The following is a 16,744-nucleotide window of genomic DNA, read 5'->3' on the forward strand; positions in this document are numbered from 1 at the left end:
AGGGTTATCATGAAAGTAAGTGAAGATGAGGCCATATCTGCACTGCAGGATATCGCAGGCTGGAAATTGAAGGATGAAAAATGGATAGAATGCCGTTTTAGGTTTCAAGAGTTCATGAGTGGGGTTCAATTTGTGAACAAAATAGCGGACGTAGCAGAAAGCATGGACCACCATCCCTTCATTTCCATCCAATACAAGGTCGTGACTCTAAGCCTGACCTCGTGGAATGAAAGAGGGTTAACACCCCTTGATTTTGAGGCTGCAATGAAATATAACGAAATTTATAATGATATGAACTAATAGGCAAAAAAGGGGCATACCATATTCGGTGTGCCCCTTTTAGTGAATGTCTTAATATCCCTTTTGATAATCTACAAGATTAACGGATGGTTTCCTACCGGCGATATATTCTTTCAAGTTTGGAATGAAAATGTCATCGATCACCCGCTTATTATAAAATTCGGTTGACCCGGCGGTATGAGGAGTAATGATGACATTCTCCATCTCCCAAAGAGGGTTGTCTTTTTCGAGCGGTTCCTGGACAAAAACATCAAGTCCGGCTCCCGCGATTTTTTTGGTTTGCAGAGCATTGATGAGCTGTGCTTCATTGACCGTTTCCCCGCGGCCGATATTAATAAGAAAAGCTGTATCCTTCATTAATTGAAATTCTTTTTGCCCGAACATCCCACGGGTTTCCGGTGTAAGCGGCACGGTGATAACAATGTAATCACAGCGTGGCAGCACGTCATGCAGCTGGTCAGTCTTGAACATTTCGTCAACATATTCATTTTCTTTACCTGAGTGGCGGACACCCAGCACATTCATACCAAAGGCCTTGGCAATCTTGGCTGTTTCCTCTCCGATGGCCCCGACACCGATGATGCCGATGTTCTTTCCGTGAATCTCAAGCTTGAGTCCGGAATGAGCCCATTCTTTTTGTGCCTGATTTCTTACGTATGTATGGATTTTTCTTGTCAGGCCGAGCATCATGGCGAAAATGGTTTCTGAAATAGGATAGGCATGAACACCGTTCGCACTGGTAACAAGGACATCTTTAGACTCCATTTGCATTAGAGGCAGACTGTCGACACCGGCACTCCATGTTTGGATCCAGCGAAGAGCGGCAGGATTCTGAAGTGTTTTTGTTTCCATACTTTTTTTCCATCCTGCAATAATTTCTGCTTCCCCAAGATGATTCTCCCAGTGTTCAGGTTCTTTTCCTGTTATGACTTCCCAATGAGGCACAATCTTCTGGATGTGTTCGGTCTGTTCCTTTTCAATATTCTGAGCGATGATCAGCTTTTTCATCTTCCGTCCCTCCAATTCTTCTCCTGATCTAATAGTACCAAAATTCTATCTCAAGCAGTAAAGATAGGCTTTACACTATATAATGAAGGGATCACCATGAAAAGACAGAAAGAGGGATAGTTCATGAACGGAACAGCACATATGATCATTGGGGCAGGTGCAGGGTTTCTATCAGCCCATTACATACAGGCAGCTCCTGCTGAAACAGTTTTATTGATAGGGGCCGGGGGGATATCTGGATTGATTCCGGATTTGGATGTAGACGGCAAACTTAGTAATACATTTACTTCTTCATACAAATTTTTGATGACCTTGGTGCAATTCATAGGGGTTGCTGTCATTGTCTACAGCTGGTGGGCAGGAACGGATCAGGAGATGTGGAAGGGGATAGCGGCAGGACTGGGGATCATGCTCGTTTCTTCGTTTATCAAGAAGCGGCACTTGCTCACGGTTGCAGGTGGAGGAGCACTTGCAGGAGGGATGTTCCTTGCTGAGACCTGGCTCCAGCTTTTAGGAATTTATATCGTTATCGCTTCCTTGGTTTCGCACCGAAGTTATACCCATTCCCTGATAGGGCTGGCTTTTTTTGCCGTCATTGCGTATTATCTTCAGGCCAGCATAAAGACGGAAGGTATTCTCTTGGCATGTACCGGGGGATATGTCAGCCATTTGATTGCAGATATGAAATGGCTTCCGTTTAATAAAAGAGGCATTAAGTTGTTTTTGCCTGTTTCCAGAAAAGAAATCTAATTTTAATTATCTTTTTTGAGGAATTCTTTGAAATCAAGAAGCTTAAAGGACGAAATAAAATGTACCCTATAGAGTAGACACTTAAAAAAGTCTACCTATAGGGTATTTTTTTGTATAATGACAAATAGACAACTAGTAGAAATCGGGGAAAACACCATGAGTAAAAAAACATTCACAGAGAAAGAAATCAAACAATTATCCATTAATCCTTTTGTGAAAGCTGTAAGTGCTAAGGGAATTACCTACACAGATGAATTTAAACGCCAATTTATCGCTGAGAAAGAGAAAGGCAAATTCTCTAGACAGATCTTTGAAGAGGCTGGATTTGATACAGATATAATTGGTATGGCACGTATTCATGCCGCTAGTAAGAGATGGAGTGCTGCTTATAAAAGAAACGGAGTTTTAGGGCTCAATGACACAAGGAAAGGCAATTCCGGGAGACCTAGAGAACGGGAGTTATCCCTTGAGGATAAGAATGCTCGACTAGAAGCTCAAATTAACCTCCTTAAGGCGGAAAATGAACTTCTAAAAAAGATTCGATTCGCGGAAAGGGGGCTAAAGAAGTAGTCCTCTCCCCAAGTCAAAAGTTCATTCTCATCCGTTCCGTAATAGAGAAATATAAGCTCAAAAAAATGGTGAGATTCCTTTGTGGGGTCGCAGGAGTTTCCAGAAGTGCTTATTATAAATACTACTCTCCCGAGTCCCAAGAGCGTAGAAAACAACGGGAAGCAAGGGATGAGGAACTGAAAGAAATCATCTTAAAAGCATTCCGTCATAAGAATCGCAAGAAAGGGGCGCGTCAAATCAAAATGACTTTGGCGGGTCAATTTAAGATTGTCTTTAACTTGAAAAGAATTCGAAGAATCATGAAGAAGTATAACATCGTTTGTCCCTTCCGGAGGGCGAATCCATATAGGCGTCTAATGAAGGCCACCCAGGAACATTCAGTGGTCCCTAACCTACTGGAGCGCCAATTCAATCAGGGTAAACCCGGGAAAGTGCTATTAACAGACATCACCTACTTGAGCTATGGAAAAAGTTCAAGAGCTTATTTATCTATGATATTGGATGGTTCCAGTGGTGAAGCTCTTGCTTACCATGTGTCTGACAGAATGACTATGGAATTAGCCACAGATACCATCAAAAAACTAAAGAAAAACAAAAGGTTTAAAAAACATAAAGACTCACTCATCCATTCAGATCAAGGGGTTCACTATACCCATCCCCAATTTCAGAAAATGGTTAAAAAACTTGGAATCCGCCAATCAATGTCCCGAAGGGGAAACTGTTGGGACAACGCTCCCATTGAATCGTTCTTTGGCCACCTGAAAGATGAAACCTCTATTAAAACCTGTCTGACATTAGAGGATGTACAAAAGGAAATCAAGCAATACATGAATTACTATAACCACCATAGATACCAATGGAATCGAAAAAAGATGACCCCTGTACAATACAGAGATCATCTTTTAAAAGTAGCTTAGGCTTTTTTAAAATGTCCTTTACAAAGGGTACACTTTAAAAAGCCTTTAAGCTTTTTATTTTTTGCCATGTCCAGTTACATTTTATTCTGGATGCTAGCTGAAAAACTATTGGAGTGCCAGTTTCTGCTAAGCTTAGATTGATGGAAAAGCGGGTAAGGAAAGTATTAAATTGTTTTGAAATGAGAGGGTGTGCGAAACGTGAATCTGCCGTTATTTCTTGGTTTGTTTCTGCTGGTATTATTTATCACAGCTTACTTTGGGAACAAGGTACTGCGCATCCCTGATATTGTCATCTATATACTTTTGGGTGCTGGCATCTCGCTTGCCGGACTGCTTAATGAAGCCAAAACGATTGAAGTGGCAGGTGAGATTGGATTAATTCTGCTCTTCTTTCTTTTAGGAATGAAATACCCGCTGAAGGAAATAGTGTCAAAAGGAAAGAAGGTCTGGAAGCCCGGCCTCCTGGATCTGGTTTTGGGAGTGGGCGTAACAGCCGGTATCAGTGCTTTGTTCGGACAGGGTCTATTCAATTCGCTGTTGATCGGGGGACTCGTTTATGCGACCAGTTCCTCGATCACCATTAAATTGCTTGAACACAATAAAAAGCTGGACAGAAAAGAATCGGGGTATGTTCTGACCCTGTTAATATTCGAGGATATGGTTGCTCCCATTCTGATAACTGTCTTAATCGGACTGAGTGGGGATGGCTTCAGTGTGATGGACTTTCTGTTAATCTTTTTAAAAGTAGCATTGCTTGTAGGGATTGCCGTAACCATCAGCCGCTTTATACAAAAAAAGGGTTATACCCTTATAGAAAAGTTCCTGCATGAAGATTATCTACTTGTCTATATTATTGGACTGGCCTTGGCGTATGGAGGATTTGCGGTCCTTCTTGGCTTATCGGAAGTCATCGGTGCGTTCCTCGCAGGACTGATGTTCGCTGGAACGAATTTTAAAGATAAAATTCAGGAAGTTGCGCTGCCGGTGAGAAACCTGTTTCTCCCATTCTTCTTTCTGAACTTTGGCATATCGCTTGAATTCACAAGTGAAATCCCGGCATTCAGCCTCCTCTTCACGATTATCCTCTGGTCCATCTTCCATAAATTGATCGTCGGCTTTATCGGCGGTCAGTGGTATGGATTGAATAAGCAAGAGTCCTTGGAGACCGGGTTTACTCTGGCCCCGAGAGGTGAGTTTTCAGTGATCATTGCCGGTCTTGCATCCGGGACCCTCCAAATCTTTGCCGGTGTATACATTCTGATTGCCGCCCTGATTGGGATGCTGATGTGTCAGTTGTCTTCTAAAATAGCCGGAAGGATATACAGGCGGAAGGGTTCTTGATGTTTGGCTCGGGAAGCGGGGACATAAAACATCAGATACGAACACACTAACAAGACCAAAAGTCATTACCCAATAAAAAAACGGGCAAAGGTAGCAAAACCTTGCCCGTTTTCTTTCTATTAGGCTCTTTTCGTAAACTTTGTTGCTATTTAATATAAACTTTAAAAACTATCTACTTAATTAACTAGAAATAGCCTGATAAACAAGGAAGAAAAGAGCTAATTCACCTTGTTCAGAGAAAAAGGCCTTTGCCTCCAAGGGAAAAATCCGGCTCTTTGGATTTTTCCGAGAGCAACAATATATACGAAAACAGCGTTCTATCAATAAACTTTATCACCATTAAAGATTGAGTTTTTCACCACTACATAATCCACGTGACGAATGGCGTCGAGAGTGCTGCCGCCTGCATAGGAGATGGAAGATTGCAGATCCTGCTCCATTTCAGTCAGGGTATCAATCAATGAGCCCTTATGTTCAACAAACATTTTTTTACCTTCGACGTTTTTCTTTTCACCTTTTTGAAATTCAGAAGCGGAACCGAAATATTCTTTGAAGAACTTCCCGTCTCTTTCCACTGTTTCTCCTGGTGATTCCTCATGACCGGCGAACAAAGAACCGACCATGACCATGGAAGCTCCGAATCGAATGGACTTAGCGATATCTCCGTGTGTACGGATCCCGCCATCAGCGATGATAGGCTTGCTGGCTGCTTTGGCACACCAGCGAAGAGCGGCGAGTTGCCATCCTCCTGTACCAAATCCTGTTTTGATTTTCGTAATACACACTTTTCCTGGTCCGATACCGACTTTCGTTGCATCCGCCCCGGCATTTTCCAATTCCCTTACGGCTTCAGGCGTACCGACATTTCCGGCAATGACAAAGCTGGCAGGGAGGTGGCTCTTGATGTGTTTGATCATATTGATGACAGCATTTGAATGTCCGTGAGCGATATCAATTGTAATGAATTCAGGTATTACACCCTCGGAAGCCAATTGCTCAACAAATTTATATTCCTCTTCTTTCACCCCGACACTGATTGAGGCGATAAGCTCTTTTGCATGCATATCTCTGATAAAATCTAATCGTTTTTCCGGCTGAAAACGATGCATGATATAAAAATATCCATTTTCCGCTAAGTACACCGCAATCTTCTCATCTATTATTGTCTGCATATTCGCAGGAACCACTGGCAATTTAAAAGTATGGCCGCCTAAAGTAATAGTAGTATCACACTCAGAACGGCTTTCAACGATACATTTTGCAGGAATTAATTGAATATCTTCATAATCAAACACATTTTCCATCAGTAACACTCCTAAAAACGAATATTAATTTTAGTATTAATAATAAATGTTCGTACATTAGGTAATTTACATTATATCTAGGGAGTTGTCAAAGAGAATTTGCAAAAATTCCGCATTTTAGCTTCGAGAGTAATGTATCATAGAATTAAGAAAATATTTTTTTGGAAAAGGTGAGGAAATGAAGGAGATACTTCAAAAGCCTTTTGGTGTAGACCGCAGTTTTGAAGAGATTATACAAAATCAGAAAAGCCTTGTTATTTTCCTGAGGCACCCCGGCTGACCGGCCTGTAGGGCATTTCTCGCGCAGTTGCGTGAGCATTATGATCAATTGACGGCGGGCGGAGTGCAGCTGATTGCAATTATTCCATCGAATCGTTCGTTAGTTGAACGATTTATAAAGGAATTCGGACCTTATCCGTTTGATATTTATGGAGATCCCGAACGTTCTTTGTATAAAAAGATGGGACATAAATCCATGGCTAAATGGAAACTTCTTGCGAAAGCCGGCAAAGCTTTCTTAAAAGGCGGAAAGAAATCATTTCTCCCTGAAAATGAGGCAAGGAGACAGGTTGTGAAGGAATCCCTAAATACTCAGGATATATATATCCAGGGTGGTTCATGGATCTCCGATGAAACGGGGAAAGTGGTATGGAAACACATCGATGAATCGCCAGAGAAACATGCTAAAATCGGTGAGCTTCTTAAGCAGGTGAAATAAAAATAGAGAAAGGCCCTTTTCGGTTAGAAAAGGGCCTTCTTTTATGTGAGGGGATTAATACTGTGTCTCGTATAGAAGCTCTGATATCGGTAAAATAGTTCTACCTGAACGTTCTGCTGTTTCAGATAGAAAGTATAATAGGTTTGAATAGAAGTAGAGTTTTTTTCATATGGGACAGACAGTCTTGCAGCCTCAGATTCAATATGTTCTTCCAACTCGGCCTTCTTGATTGTAGCGGGCTGTGCACTTTGTTGATGTACTTTATCAATATAGTTATCTATGCATGACAAGAGTTCTTGTTCATTCTGCGGTAGTCGATTGATGTTCATCCCGATATATATCATCCTTTATAAAATAATTTTTACAATATATGGATATAAAAAAAGTCAGAAAAGAAGGCGCGTCCTCCTCTTCTGACTTATGTCCGGTTCTGTGCCCATTCATTGCTATCAGAATAAGAATTTTTTGTTGAGAAACGAAATTCTTTTCTATGATAACATGGATGAGATTATTATCAAAGGGATTTTTCGATAGGTTTGAGGTTGAACAGGATGAGGCTTTTATCCCTGTCAAAGTTCCAGTCTACAAAGAAGTCAACCAGTTTCGCATCCAGGTACTCTTCAAAACTGTTTTTATGGTGGAGTAAACGGCCTTTTTCTAAATTCCTTTTTGCCAATCTTAGTGTTTCCTGGGAGCCGAGCTGAATCAGCTCTTTTTCGATACTGATGAAGATTCCTTCCCTGATGATCAGCAATGTGCGGGGATTGAGCATGATGGAATACGTTTTCTCCGGGGGCTTCTGGACCTCTGCGCTGATTTTGATGATATCTTTATTGACCATGTCACTATTTTTGAAGTCATTTTTGGGTGGAAGTGGATGTTCCTCATCGGGAGAAGATAAGACAGCAATCATCATTCCCGTTTTTGCTTCAAGCTGCCAGTCATAGTAGAATTCTTCCACATGATGACCTTGAGTCAATTCAATGTAGGCTTTAATTTCCTTGGTTAAAGTCTCCATCATCAAGTCTCTTGTTTTCTGGACATAAACAGTCTGGTCGCTGTCCATAAGGGATTTCTCCATTGGTGATAAAAAGCTGGAAATATGCACCACCACATAGGGTCCTGACACTGTGCAAATCACATTGCCGGGTCCGCGGCCAAAATGTTCACGAAGCAAGCGGCCGATATAGCTTGAGATATTTTTCTCCAAATTAGTTTTTGCCATATACTACCTCTCTGATTAAATTATTCCTTACACTTTTCCCTTTGCTAAAAAAATGAAACCTTTCAACTTTTCTACGTATTTAATAGGGTGGACAGAAAGAGATGTTTCATACTTGAATTCATATAGTTGGTGCCAGTGAATCAACCCCCAATAAGTGGACATTTAAAAATACGACACATCAAGCCGTTTTTAGATAGTCTTTAAGGAACTGTTTTGGAGAAACGAATCCAATTTTACTGTGGATTCGTTTCTCGTTGTATCGCTTAATATACTTTAATAAATTTATTTGAAGTATATTTGAATCTTTATTTACAGGATAGAAACAAGGGAATTCAGTCTTCAGCTGAGAGAAAAAGCTTTCTATAACGGCATTATCCCAACAGTTACCCTTCCGGGACATACTAGGGGTGAATTTAAACTCTTTCTTCAAGCTTCGGTACATAAGAGAACGGTATACACTTCCTTGATCACTGTGAATAAGAACGCCTTCAAGGTTCTTTAGCTTTCTTTTCTTTTTGGCAGCTTTGATAGTATCTTCAATCAATTGTTTGTTTGGACTTAACCCTATTTTAAAGGCGATAATTTCTCGGTTAAACAAATCCATAAGGGCTGAAATATATAGCTTTTCACCTCTGTGGATGACTTCAGTCATATCAGTTACCCACTTTTGGTTTGGATGTTGAGCCTCAAAGTCTCTTTCAAGAAGGTTCGGATATACCGTACCAGTTGACTTCCCCTTCGATTCTTCATTTGTCTTTGGCAGTCTCACCACTGCCTTTAAATTGGCTTCCTTCATTAGCCTAGCTACTCTTTTATGGTTAACAATTTGCCCCTTGGCCTTCAAAACTTTTGAAATTCGTTTAGATCCATAAGTCCCTTTCTCGGCTCGATATACTTTCTTAATTGCTTTTAATGTCTCTTTTTCTTCTGAGGATGCAGAACGCTTTGGTCGCTTAAGGTAGGCATAATAACCACTAGGTGACACCTTAAGTACGCGGCATAAAAGTATAACTGGGTATTCCTTTCTCAATGCAGAAATAGCTTCAAATTTCTTGCTTATTCGTTCTCTTTGAGAAAGGCCTGGAACTTTTTTAGGATTTCATTCTCTTGTTCCTTTTCCTTAAGTTTCTTCTCCAATTCGCGAATTCTTTTTAAATCCTTGGAAGACGCTGAGTTAGTAATAGAACGGGAGTTCATCAAACCCTCTTTCCCATTTTCTTTGAACTTGTTCACCCATCTATTTACTGTGTCTCTGTGCAATCCCATCTCCTCTGCCACTACAGCTACAGGTTGATGATTCTCCAAGACATTTTTTACAGCTTCTAGTTTAACTTCGACACTTGTATGTGAACTTGGTTTTTTAGGCATTATTATTTCCCCCATAAATGCATATTTGTCGTATCTTCATGATAACTTATATGTCCATTATAAGGGGGGAGACTACAGGCACGCCCCGGTTTTTGTCGAATGAATGATGGACAAAAAGCATGCTGCGGGCTTTGTTTTTGCTGGGCCTAAAAAGTACTTGCCAAACTCTGATACCTTGACCACCTTCAGCCTTTTGTTCAATCATTGTGTTCGGATAAATCTCGGCAGAATAGAGACATCGCAATGTCGATATCGACAGACTTTGGTTGAAATACGACACAATTCTATTCGACACGCTTCGGTCGATAAACGACACCGCTCAGTCGAGACAAGCCGCGGGCAGATAAAAACTCCCAGCTGATATTCTGCCCAAGAAGTGAAAACCAATGGTGTCATCTTTATGTAATCTATATAAAGGGTGTTCAGCCGCCAATTCGTCATTTTTCGGGTCGTGCCTGTAGTCTCCCCCCTTATAATGGACATATAAGTTATCATGAAGATACGACAAATATGCATTTATGGGGGAAATAATAATGCCTAAAAAACCAATTTCACATACAAGTGTCGAAGTTAAACTAGAAGCTGTAAAAAATGTCTTGGAGAATCATCAACCTGTAGCTGTAGTGGCAGAGGAGATGGGATTGCACAGAGACACAGTAAATAGATGGGTGAACAAGTTCAAAGAAAATGGGAAAGAGGGTTTGATGAACTCCCGTTCTATTACTAACTCAGCGTCTTCCAAGGATTTAAAAAGAATTCGGGAATTGGAGAAGAAACTTAAGGAAAAGGAACAAGAGAATGAAATCCTAAAAAAGTTCCAGGCCTTTCTCAAAGAGAACGAATAAGCAAGAAATTTGAAGCTATTTCTGCATTGAGAAAGGAATACCCAGTTATACTTTTATGCCGCGTACTTAAGGTGTCACCTAGTGGTTATTATGCCTACCTTAAGCGACCAAAGCGTTCTGCATCCTCAGAAGAAAAAGAGACATTAAAAGCAATTAAGAAAGTATATCGAGCCGAGAAAGGGACTTATGGATCTAAACGAATTTCAAAAGTTTTGAAGGCCAAGGGGCAAATTGTTAACCATAAAAGAGTAGCTAGGCTAATGAAGGAAGCCAATTTAAAGGCAGTGGTGAGACTGCCAAAGACAAATGAAGAATCAAAGGGGAAGTCAACTGGTACGGTATATCCGAACCTTCTTGAAAGAGACTTTGAGGCTCAACATCCAAACCAAAAGTGGGTAACTGATATGACTGAAGTCATCCACAGAGGTGAAAAGCTATATATTTCAGCCCTTATGGATTTGTTTAACCGAGAAATTATCGCCTTTAAAATAGGGTTAAGTCCAAACAAACAATTGATTGAAGATACTATCAAAGCTGCCAAAAAGAAAAGAAAGCTAAAGAACCTTGAAGGCGTTCTTATTCACAGTGATCAAGGAAGTGTATACCGTTCTCTTATGTACCGAAGCTTGAAGAAAGAGTTAAAATTCACCCCTAGTATGTCCCGGAAGGGTAACTGTTGGGATAATGCCGTTATAGAAAGCTTTTTCTCTCAGCTGAAGACTGAATTCCCTTGTTTCTATCCTGTAAATAAAGATTCAAATATACTTCAAATAAATTTATTAAAGTATATTAAGCGATACAACGAGAAACGAATCCACAGTAAAATTGGATTCGTTTCTCCAAAACAGTTCCTTAAAGACTATCTAAAAACGGCTTGATGTGTCGTATTTTTAAATGTCCACTTATTGGGGGTTGATTCACTGGCACGAAGCCTGCACTACCTCCGTTTGCAGGAGATACAAGCAGGGAAAATAAATGAGTAAGTTGATAGGAAAGGACGATAGTCATTATGCATGGGATAGAACGGCGTGTGCTCAAACATCCATCTGGAAGAAAAATTACATATGAGACGCTTGGAGAAAGGACCGGCACGCCTGTTCTTTATTTTCATGGATGGGGGTCTATTGCCTCTTCCATTTTCTGCGATGAAAAGTTTTTACAGCAAAACCGGTTGTATATCCTGATGGTTAACCGGCCGGGGTATGGCGGTTCTGATTTGATTAAAGACTATTCAATGGAAGATCATGCGGATGATGTGAAAGCTGTAATGGACCATTTAGATATAGATCAGGCTCATGGCATTGCCTGGTCAAATGGGGGATTATTCTCCCAAGTGTTTGCTTACCGGTATCCACAATCTCTCTCCTCCCTCTCACTGGCAGCGAGTGCTGTTCCCCTTCAGAACAAAGTCAGCAGCAAAGTGCTTCCTTTTCGCTGGAAACTGATATCTAAGCTCTATAAAATGGGACCATTTTTTCTGCGAGGGCTTTTAAAACATATTAATAGGAGGTGGACGGGGAGTATAGGGCGGAAGCTTTCAGAATTACATGATAAAGAAAGGCACAGCGGGAACCAGAATGACTTGAAGGAACAATTAAAGAAACAGACATCAGAAGGTTTGTTGGAGGCTTACCGAACGAAAGGCTGGGTCCACTTTGCTGAGCTTCAAGCGATGATGAACCCTTTTCGCCTTCCGGAATGGAAATCGCCTTTTCCGGTGTATCTCTGGTATGCCAGTAAAGATCACCTTTGGCCGGAAAAAACAACACTCTACCTGCAGAGAAAGTATCATGACTCCAGAGTTCTTGAGGTAAAGGGGGAAGGGCATTTCTTTTTCCTCATCTCTTGGAAGCAGATACTGGTTGAAGCATTATCTTTGGAATAGGAAGGTCAGCTTAGGATAACCTATAACAACGATTCTAAAGGAAGGTGTTGTTAATGGTGAAACGCAAGTCCAGGAACATAGCGAAAGAGCAGCTGCAATCTGTTTTGAGGGAAACCGATAATCCGGCGATTTTAAATGATGTCATCGATACCGAACTGGGGGCAATGCCAGGCGTGACGGCAGAAGAGCTGACGACAGCGGAACGGTACTCGGTGCGTAATTCAACAGACGGGAAAACGTGGAACAGTGCGGATAACAGAGGGTAATGAAATGAGAGGGCCTGGAGGGGTCCTTTTTTTTGTGTGAAATATGCAGCACGCAAAGTATGAAATGGGGGAAATTACAAATAGTAATGTCAGAGAGTTTTATCAAAGGAGACATGCGTATGTACAAGATTGAAGTCAATAACCTTACAAAGATTTTTGGTTCCAATCCAAAAGAAGGGTTGAAAAGGTTAAATGAGGGGCAGGGGAAGGAGAAAATTCTAGAGGAAACCGGAATGACCGTCGGCGTAAACAATGCTTCATTTCAAGTGAAAGCCGGCGAATTTTTCGTCATTATGGGTCTGTCTGGAAGTGGTAAATCGACACTGATCCGGCTCGTGAACAGGTTGATTGAACCGACAGCGGGCGAGGTGTTGATCGATGGACATAATATCACTGAGATGTCCAAGACTGATTTGATGCTTACCCGCAGAAAAAAATTGGCGATGGTGTTCCAGAAGTTCGCACTGTTTCCCCATAGGACCGTTCAGGATAATGTAGAATACGGCCTTGAAATACAAGGGATGGCAAAAGAAGAACGTTCCAAAAAAGCTCTTAAATCCATCCATGATGTCGGATTGAAAGGCTATGAGGAAAGTTATCCGGATCAACTCAGCGGAGGGATGCAGCAGCGGGTCGGACTGGCACGCGCCCTAGCTAATGACTCGGACATCCTTCTGATGGATGAAGCCTTCAGTGCTCTTGATCCGCTTATCAGAAAAGAAATGCAGGATGAGCTGCTGAACCTGCAAAGCAAGCTGGGAAAAACAATTTTGTTCATTACTCATGACCTTGATGAGGCGCTTAAGCTTGGAGACAGGATTGCGATTATGAAAAATGGATCGATTGTTCAAGTTGGTACTGCAGAAGAAATACTTGAAAACCCGGCCAACGAATATGTATATAACTTCGTAGAGGATGTCGACCGTTCCAAGGTGCTTGTAGCCGGCAATGTTATGAAAAAACCGGATGTGGTCACAACGTGGAAAGACGGCCCGAGGATGGCAGTCAAAAAGATGGAAGATGCCGGACTGTCGAGCATCTTTGTGGTGGATAAAGATAAGAATTTAAAAGGGTTATTAACAATTGATTCTGCTATCCAAGCCTATAAAGAAAATAAATGGGTGGAAGATGTATTGGAACAGGATTATCATACAACCACTCCGGACACACCATTGAATGACCTGATCGGTGTAGCCGCAGAATCCAGATATCCGATTGCTGTGGTGGAGGACAATAAGCTGATGGGGATTATCGTCAGGGTTTCCATCCTTTCGGGACTTGTACTCGGTAAAGAGCAAAGTGAGGTGACGGCAGAATGAACTACTTTACATTGCCATTGGAAGAATGGACGAATGACTTTGTATATGATTGGCTGATCCCCGTTATGGGAGGTTTTTTCGAAGCGGTCAGCGGCATTATTTCTTTTTTTATCAATGGAGTGGCGGATATTTTCGTCTGGGTCCCAGCAGAAGTCATGGCGATTATCCTGATTCTACTTGCTTGGAAATTCGCCGGAAAAGGGGTTGCGATTTTCACTCTCATCGGCGTGTTCTATCTGGGTTCGGTCGATCTGTGGGAGGATGCCATGTTAACTTTGGCAGTCGTTATTGTGGCGACCTTGTTCTCCATTGTCTTAGGTGTTCCATTAGGCATCCTGTCTGCCAAATCTGAAGCACTGAATAAAGTAGTAAGACCTATTCTGGATTTCATGCAGACCTTACCAAGTTTCGTTTATCTGATTCCGGCTATCCTGCTGTTCGGATTAGGAGAAGTACCTGCGGTCATTTCCACCTTCGTCTTTGCGACCCCGCCGGCTGTCAGGATGACGAGCCTTGCCATCAGACAAGTTCCAGCGGATATGGTGGAAGCGGCGAGAGCTTTCGGTTCTACATCATGGCAGATGCTCACAAAAGTACAGCTTCCGGTGGCTGTCCCTACCATCATGGCGGGGATTAACCAAACGATCATGCTTGCGCTGTCGATGGCGGTTATCGCGTCGATGATCGGTGCACCTGGATTGGGATCAACCGTTTTGGCAGGTATCTCGAGTGTCAACGTTGGACTGGGACTGGTCGGGGGTCTTGGTATAGTTGTTTTGGCAATCATCCTTGACCGTATCACGCAAGGACTGGGTCAGAAAAAATAAGAAAAGAGGTAAATACAATGAAAAAATGGAAAATTGGCTTCATCATGATTCTTACTGCTTTCCTGCTGATAGGCTGTGGAACGGGGAATAACGATGAAGGCGAGGATAATGCAGAGCAAAATGGAGGCAATAATGAAGGAGTCACTGTTACATTTGGCGTGACGCCATGGACTAGTACAGTACCGCCGACCAAAGTGGCAAAGCTGATCCTGGAAGATATGGGATACACAGTCAATGAGACAAAAGCCGATGCCGGCGGAGTATATACAGGCCTGGCAAGGGGTGACCTGGATGTATTCATGGATGCGTGGCTTCCGGTCATGCATGCCAACTACATGGAAAAGTACGGCGATAAACTGGATGATACGGCTGTCAGTTATACAGAAGGAGAGTTGGGATGGGTCATCCCGACGTATGTAGAGGGGATTGAATCCGTCGAGGATATCAAAGGGAAAGAAGACCTCTTTGGCGGAAAAATCTATGGAATCGAAGAAGGAGCAGGAATGACAGTCACTTCTAAAGAAATGATTGAAGAATTGGGCCTTGATTTGGAGTATGTAGCATCCAGTGAAGGCGGAATGCTTGCGCAGGCACAGCGGATGATGGGAAATGAGGAACCTGTATTGTTCCTCGGCTGGCGCCCGCACCCGATGTTCGCCAACTATGATTTAAAAGTATTGACAAGTCCTGAAGAGTTCTTCCAAACGTCTGAAGTCCACGTGATCACCAATAAGGATCTCAAAGACGAAGCAGCAGAAGCATACGAATTCCTGAGCAAGTGGAAAATGCCAGTAAAGGATATTGAAGATATGATTGTTAAAATAGACGAAGGACAAGACGCAGAAGAAGTCGCACAAGAATGGATCGACAACCACCAAGACCAAGTAAAAGAAATGAAAGGCGAATAACACAGAGGACCAGCCTGCGAGGCTGGTCCTCTTCAATCCTTTAAAGCACGAAAAGGGACAGTCCCTCTTCGCGCTTTAAAGCGATGAAGTGTTTGTTTTTGTATTAAGAGTGCTTTGTAGATGAAATTAAGTTTGGGAGTCAAGTCACCTACAAATCAAGTGACTATTTGTATGTGTTTTTCCCATTTGAAAGGACTAATCGATAGGGAAACCCCTTCTAAAACACAAGAAGGATAGGCATTTGGTATGCCCATCCTTCATGATTAGTTAATTTCTACTTCAAATTCTTTTTTTATGTCTAATGGTTGGTGATCATTTTGTTGAAGTTCAATAGAGATTATGTGTTTACCTGCAGTTAGATTTTCTACAACATATGGATCAGTATTTTTTAGCCCAGCGATTTTTTCACCGTCTACATAAACATGTGCATGGCCTTCGCCGTCAACATGTTCACCGCCATAATGTTCAGCGGAAATGTTTAGATCAGTATTCCATTTAATAACTACATTGTTACCATCTTGGGAAAATTCTGCTTCTAGTGTTGGAGTAGTTGATGCAGAATTCTCTTCTACTGTTACTTCTGTTTCTTTACTTACACTATAAGATTCATGGTTATTTTGTTGAAGTTCAAGTTTTACAATGTGAGTTCCTGGCTCCAGCCCTTCAACAGTATATGGATCTGTATTTTTAAGACCAGCTACTTTTTCCCCATCTACGTATACATGTGCGTGGCCTTCTCCGTCAACGTGGTCACCACCATAATGATCTGCAGAAATCGTTAAGTCTGTTGACCACGTGATCGTTACGTTACTTCCATCTTGAGCAAATTCAGCCTCTAATGAAGGCTGAGATACTGCTGCGCTTGCCTCTTTTTCGGTTTCCTTAACTACTTCTTCACTGCTTCCACAACCTGCTAGGATTGTACCAGCTACTAAAAGTGACGCTGTCATACTCATTGCTTTCTGTTTTTTGAACATTTCTTTTCCCCCTAATTCATTTTTGTCCATTCCAAATATAATCTACCACTGCCTCGTATTCTTCGGCTGATAAAGATCCAGGTTCATCTTCTGGCATGTTTTTTTGAACAAAATTATGTAGTTTATCCTTGTTATCATAATCCTTTTGCAACTTGGACGATTGTAATTTAAAAGATCCTCCTATTACCACATCCGTACTATGACATGCTATACAGC

Annotated in this window: 20 protein-coding genes; 12 read left to right on the forward strand and 8 right to left on the reverse strand. The window is 41.7% G+C overall.

What is annotated here, in order from left to right; genetic code table 11:
- The first annotated feature begins 9 nt into the window (after positions 1–9).
- Positions 10–300, forward strand: coding sequence for a 4a-hydroxytetrahydrobiopterin dehydratase (locus BSG1_RS10450; protein ID WP_006836984.1), 291 nt, complete (start codon positions 10–12; stop codon positions 298–300).
- Between the two features lie 51 nt (positions 301–351).
- Here the strand turns inward: BSG1_RS10450 and BSG1_RS10455 are convergent, their stop codons facing one another.
- Positions 352–1,308, reverse strand: coding sequence for a D-2-hydroxyacid dehydrogenase (locus BSG1_RS10455; protein WP_006836985.1), 957 nt, complete (start codon positions 1,306–1,308; stop codon positions 352–354).
- Between the two features lie 123 nt (positions 1,309–1,431).
- Between BSG1_RS10455 and BSG1_RS10460 the strand changes: the two genes are divergently transcribed.
- The 3 genes from BSG1_RS10460 (at position 1,432) to BSG1_RS10475 (ending at position 4,886) form a co-directional block, all read left to right on the forward strand.
- Positions 1,432–2,058, forward strand: a complete 627-nt coding sequence (locus BSG1_RS10460) for a metal-dependent hydrolase (RefSeq protein WP_006836986.1) — start codon at positions 1,432–1,434, stop codon at positions 2,056–2,058.
- A gap of 117 nt (positions 2,059–2,175) precedes the next feature.
- Positions 2,176–3,545 (forward strand): IS3-like element ISBsp2 family transposase gene (locus BSG1_RS20325; RefSeq protein WP_156791420.1). Its coding sequence is split into 2 segments (ribosomal slippage): positions 2,176–2,587 and positions 2,587–3,545, totalling 1,371 coding nucleotides; the frame shifts between segments, so codons are not numbered across the junction.
- Between the two features lie 198 nt (positions 3,546–3,743).
- The gene (locus BSG1_RS10475; RefSeq protein WP_006836987.1) at positions 3,744–4,886 is read left to right on the forward strand and encodes a cation:proton antiporter; all 1,143 of its coding nucleotides are present in this window, start codon (positions 3,744–3,746) and stop codon (positions 4,884–4,886) included.
- 320 nt (positions 4,887–5,206) lie between these two features.
- Here the strand turns inward: BSG1_RS10475 and guaC are convergent, their stop codons facing one another.
- Positions 5,207–6,190 (reverse strand): GMP reductase, encoded by a 984-nt coding sequence (gene guaC, locus BSG1_RS10480; protein WP_006836988.1) that lies wholly within the window; start codon positions 6,188–6,190, stop codon positions 5,207–5,209.
- A 307-nt stretch (positions 6,191–6,497) separates the two neighbouring features.
- Between guaC and BSG1_RS10485 the strand changes: the two genes are divergently transcribed.
- Positions 6,498–6,908, forward strand: coding sequence for a peroxiredoxin-like family protein (locus tag BSG1_RS10485; RefSeq protein WP_006836989.1), 411 nt, complete (start codon positions 6,498–6,500; stop codon positions 6,906–6,908).
- Positions 6,909–6,949: 41 nt separating this feature from the next.
- On the opposite strand, the gene BSG1_RS10490 is transcribed toward BSG1_RS10485, so the two are convergent.
- From BSG1_RS10490 to BSG1_RS10505, 4 genes are all read right to left on the reverse strand, one after another.
- A complete protein-coding gene (locus BSG1_RS10490; RefSeq protein ID WP_044022729.1) occupies positions 6,950–7,237 on the reverse strand; it encodes a hypothetical protein in 288 nt (95 codons plus the stop codon).
- Between the two features lie 185 nt (positions 7,238–7,422).
- Positions 7,423–8,133, reverse strand: coding sequence for a Na-translocating system protein MpsC family protein (locus BSG1_RS10495; protein ID WP_006836991.1), 711 nt, complete (start codon positions 8,131–8,133; stop codon positions 7,423–7,425).
- A gap of 178 nt (positions 8,134–8,311) precedes the next feature.
- On the reverse strand, positions 8,312–9,163 hold the full coding sequence (locus BSG1_RS10500) for an IS3 family transposase (protein WP_006836612.1): 852 nt from the start codon (positions 9,161–9,163) through the stop codon (positions 8,312–8,314).
- A 26-nt stretch (positions 9,164–9,189) separates the two neighbouring features.
- Positions 9,190–9,501 carry a helix-turn-helix domain-containing protein gene (locus tag BSG1_RS10505; protein ID WP_198008218.1) on the reverse strand — a complete coding sequence of 104 codons (312 nt, stop codon included), beginning with the start codon at positions 9,499–9,501 and terminating at the stop codon, positions 9,190–9,192.
- 533 nt (positions 9,502–10,034) lie between these two features.
- Here BSG1_RS10505 and BSG1_RS10510 point away from each other — a divergent pair.
- The 7 genes from BSG1_RS10510 (at position 10,035) to BSG1_RS10540 (ending at position 15,551) form a co-directional block, all read left to right on the forward strand.
- Complete coding sequence (locus BSG1_RS10510) at positions 10,035–10,346, forward strand: helix-turn-helix domain-containing protein (RefSeq protein ID WP_198008225.1); 312 nt, start codon at positions 10,035–10,037, stop codon at positions 10,344–10,346.
- 26 nt (positions 10,347–10,372) lie between these two features.
- Positions 10,373–11,224 carry an IS3 family transposase gene (locus BSG1_RS10515; RefSeq protein ID WP_052302385.1) on the forward strand — a complete coding sequence of 284 codons (852 nt, stop codon included), beginning with the start codon at positions 10,373–10,375 and terminating at the stop codon, positions 11,222–11,224.
- Between the two features lie 131 nt (positions 11,225–11,355).
- Positions 11,356–12,231, forward strand: a complete 876-nt coding sequence (locus BSG1_RS10520; protein ID WP_006836995.1) for an alpha/beta hydrolase — start codon at positions 11,356–11,358, stop codon at positions 12,229–12,231.
- 53 nt (positions 12,232–12,284) lie between these two features.
- Positions 12,285–12,497 (forward strand): hypothetical protein, encoded by a 213-nt coding sequence (locus BSG1_RS10525; protein WP_006836996.1) that lies wholly within the window; start codon positions 12,285–12,287, stop codon positions 12,495–12,497.
- A 119-nt stretch (positions 12,498–12,616) separates the two neighbouring features.
- Entirely contained in the window at positions 12,617–13,816 is a 1,200-nt protein-coding gene (locus tag BSG1_RS10530; RefSeq protein WP_044022731.1) for a quaternary amine ABC transporter ATP-binding protein, read from the forward strand.
- Positions 13,813–14,643, forward strand: a complete 831-nt coding sequence (locus BSG1_RS10535; protein WP_006836998.1) for an ABC transporter permease — start codon at positions 13,813–13,815, stop codon at positions 14,641–14,643. Before BSG1_RS10530 ends, BSG1_RS10535 begins: the two co-directional genes overlap by 4 nt.
- 17 nt (positions 14,644–14,660) lie before the next feature.
- Positions 14,661–15,551, forward strand: a complete 891-nt coding sequence (locus BSG1_RS10540) for a glycine betaine ABC transporter substrate-binding protein (protein ID WP_006836999.1) — start codon at positions 14,661–14,663, stop codon at positions 15,549–15,551.
- 263 nt (positions 15,552–15,814) lie between these two features.
- On the opposite strand, the gene BSG1_RS10545 is transcribed toward BSG1_RS10540, so the two are convergent.
- Positions 15,815–16,528: a DUF6130 family protein gene (locus BSG1_RS10545; RefSeq protein WP_044022732.1), complete on the reverse strand. Its 714-nt coding sequence runs from the start codon at positions 16,526–16,528 to the stop codon at positions 15,815–15,817.
- Positions 16,529–16,544: 16 nt separating this feature from the next.
- Positions 16,545–16,744 (reverse strand): c-type cytochrome (locus BSG1_RS21355; RefSeq protein ID WP_006837001.1); only part of this gene is annotated, 200 nt, incomplete at its 5' end.

The sequence above is a fragment of the Bacillus sp. SG-1 genome, assembly GCF_000181495.1.
GTDB lineage: Bacteria > Bacillota > Bacilli > Bacillales > Bacillaceae_B > Rossellomorea.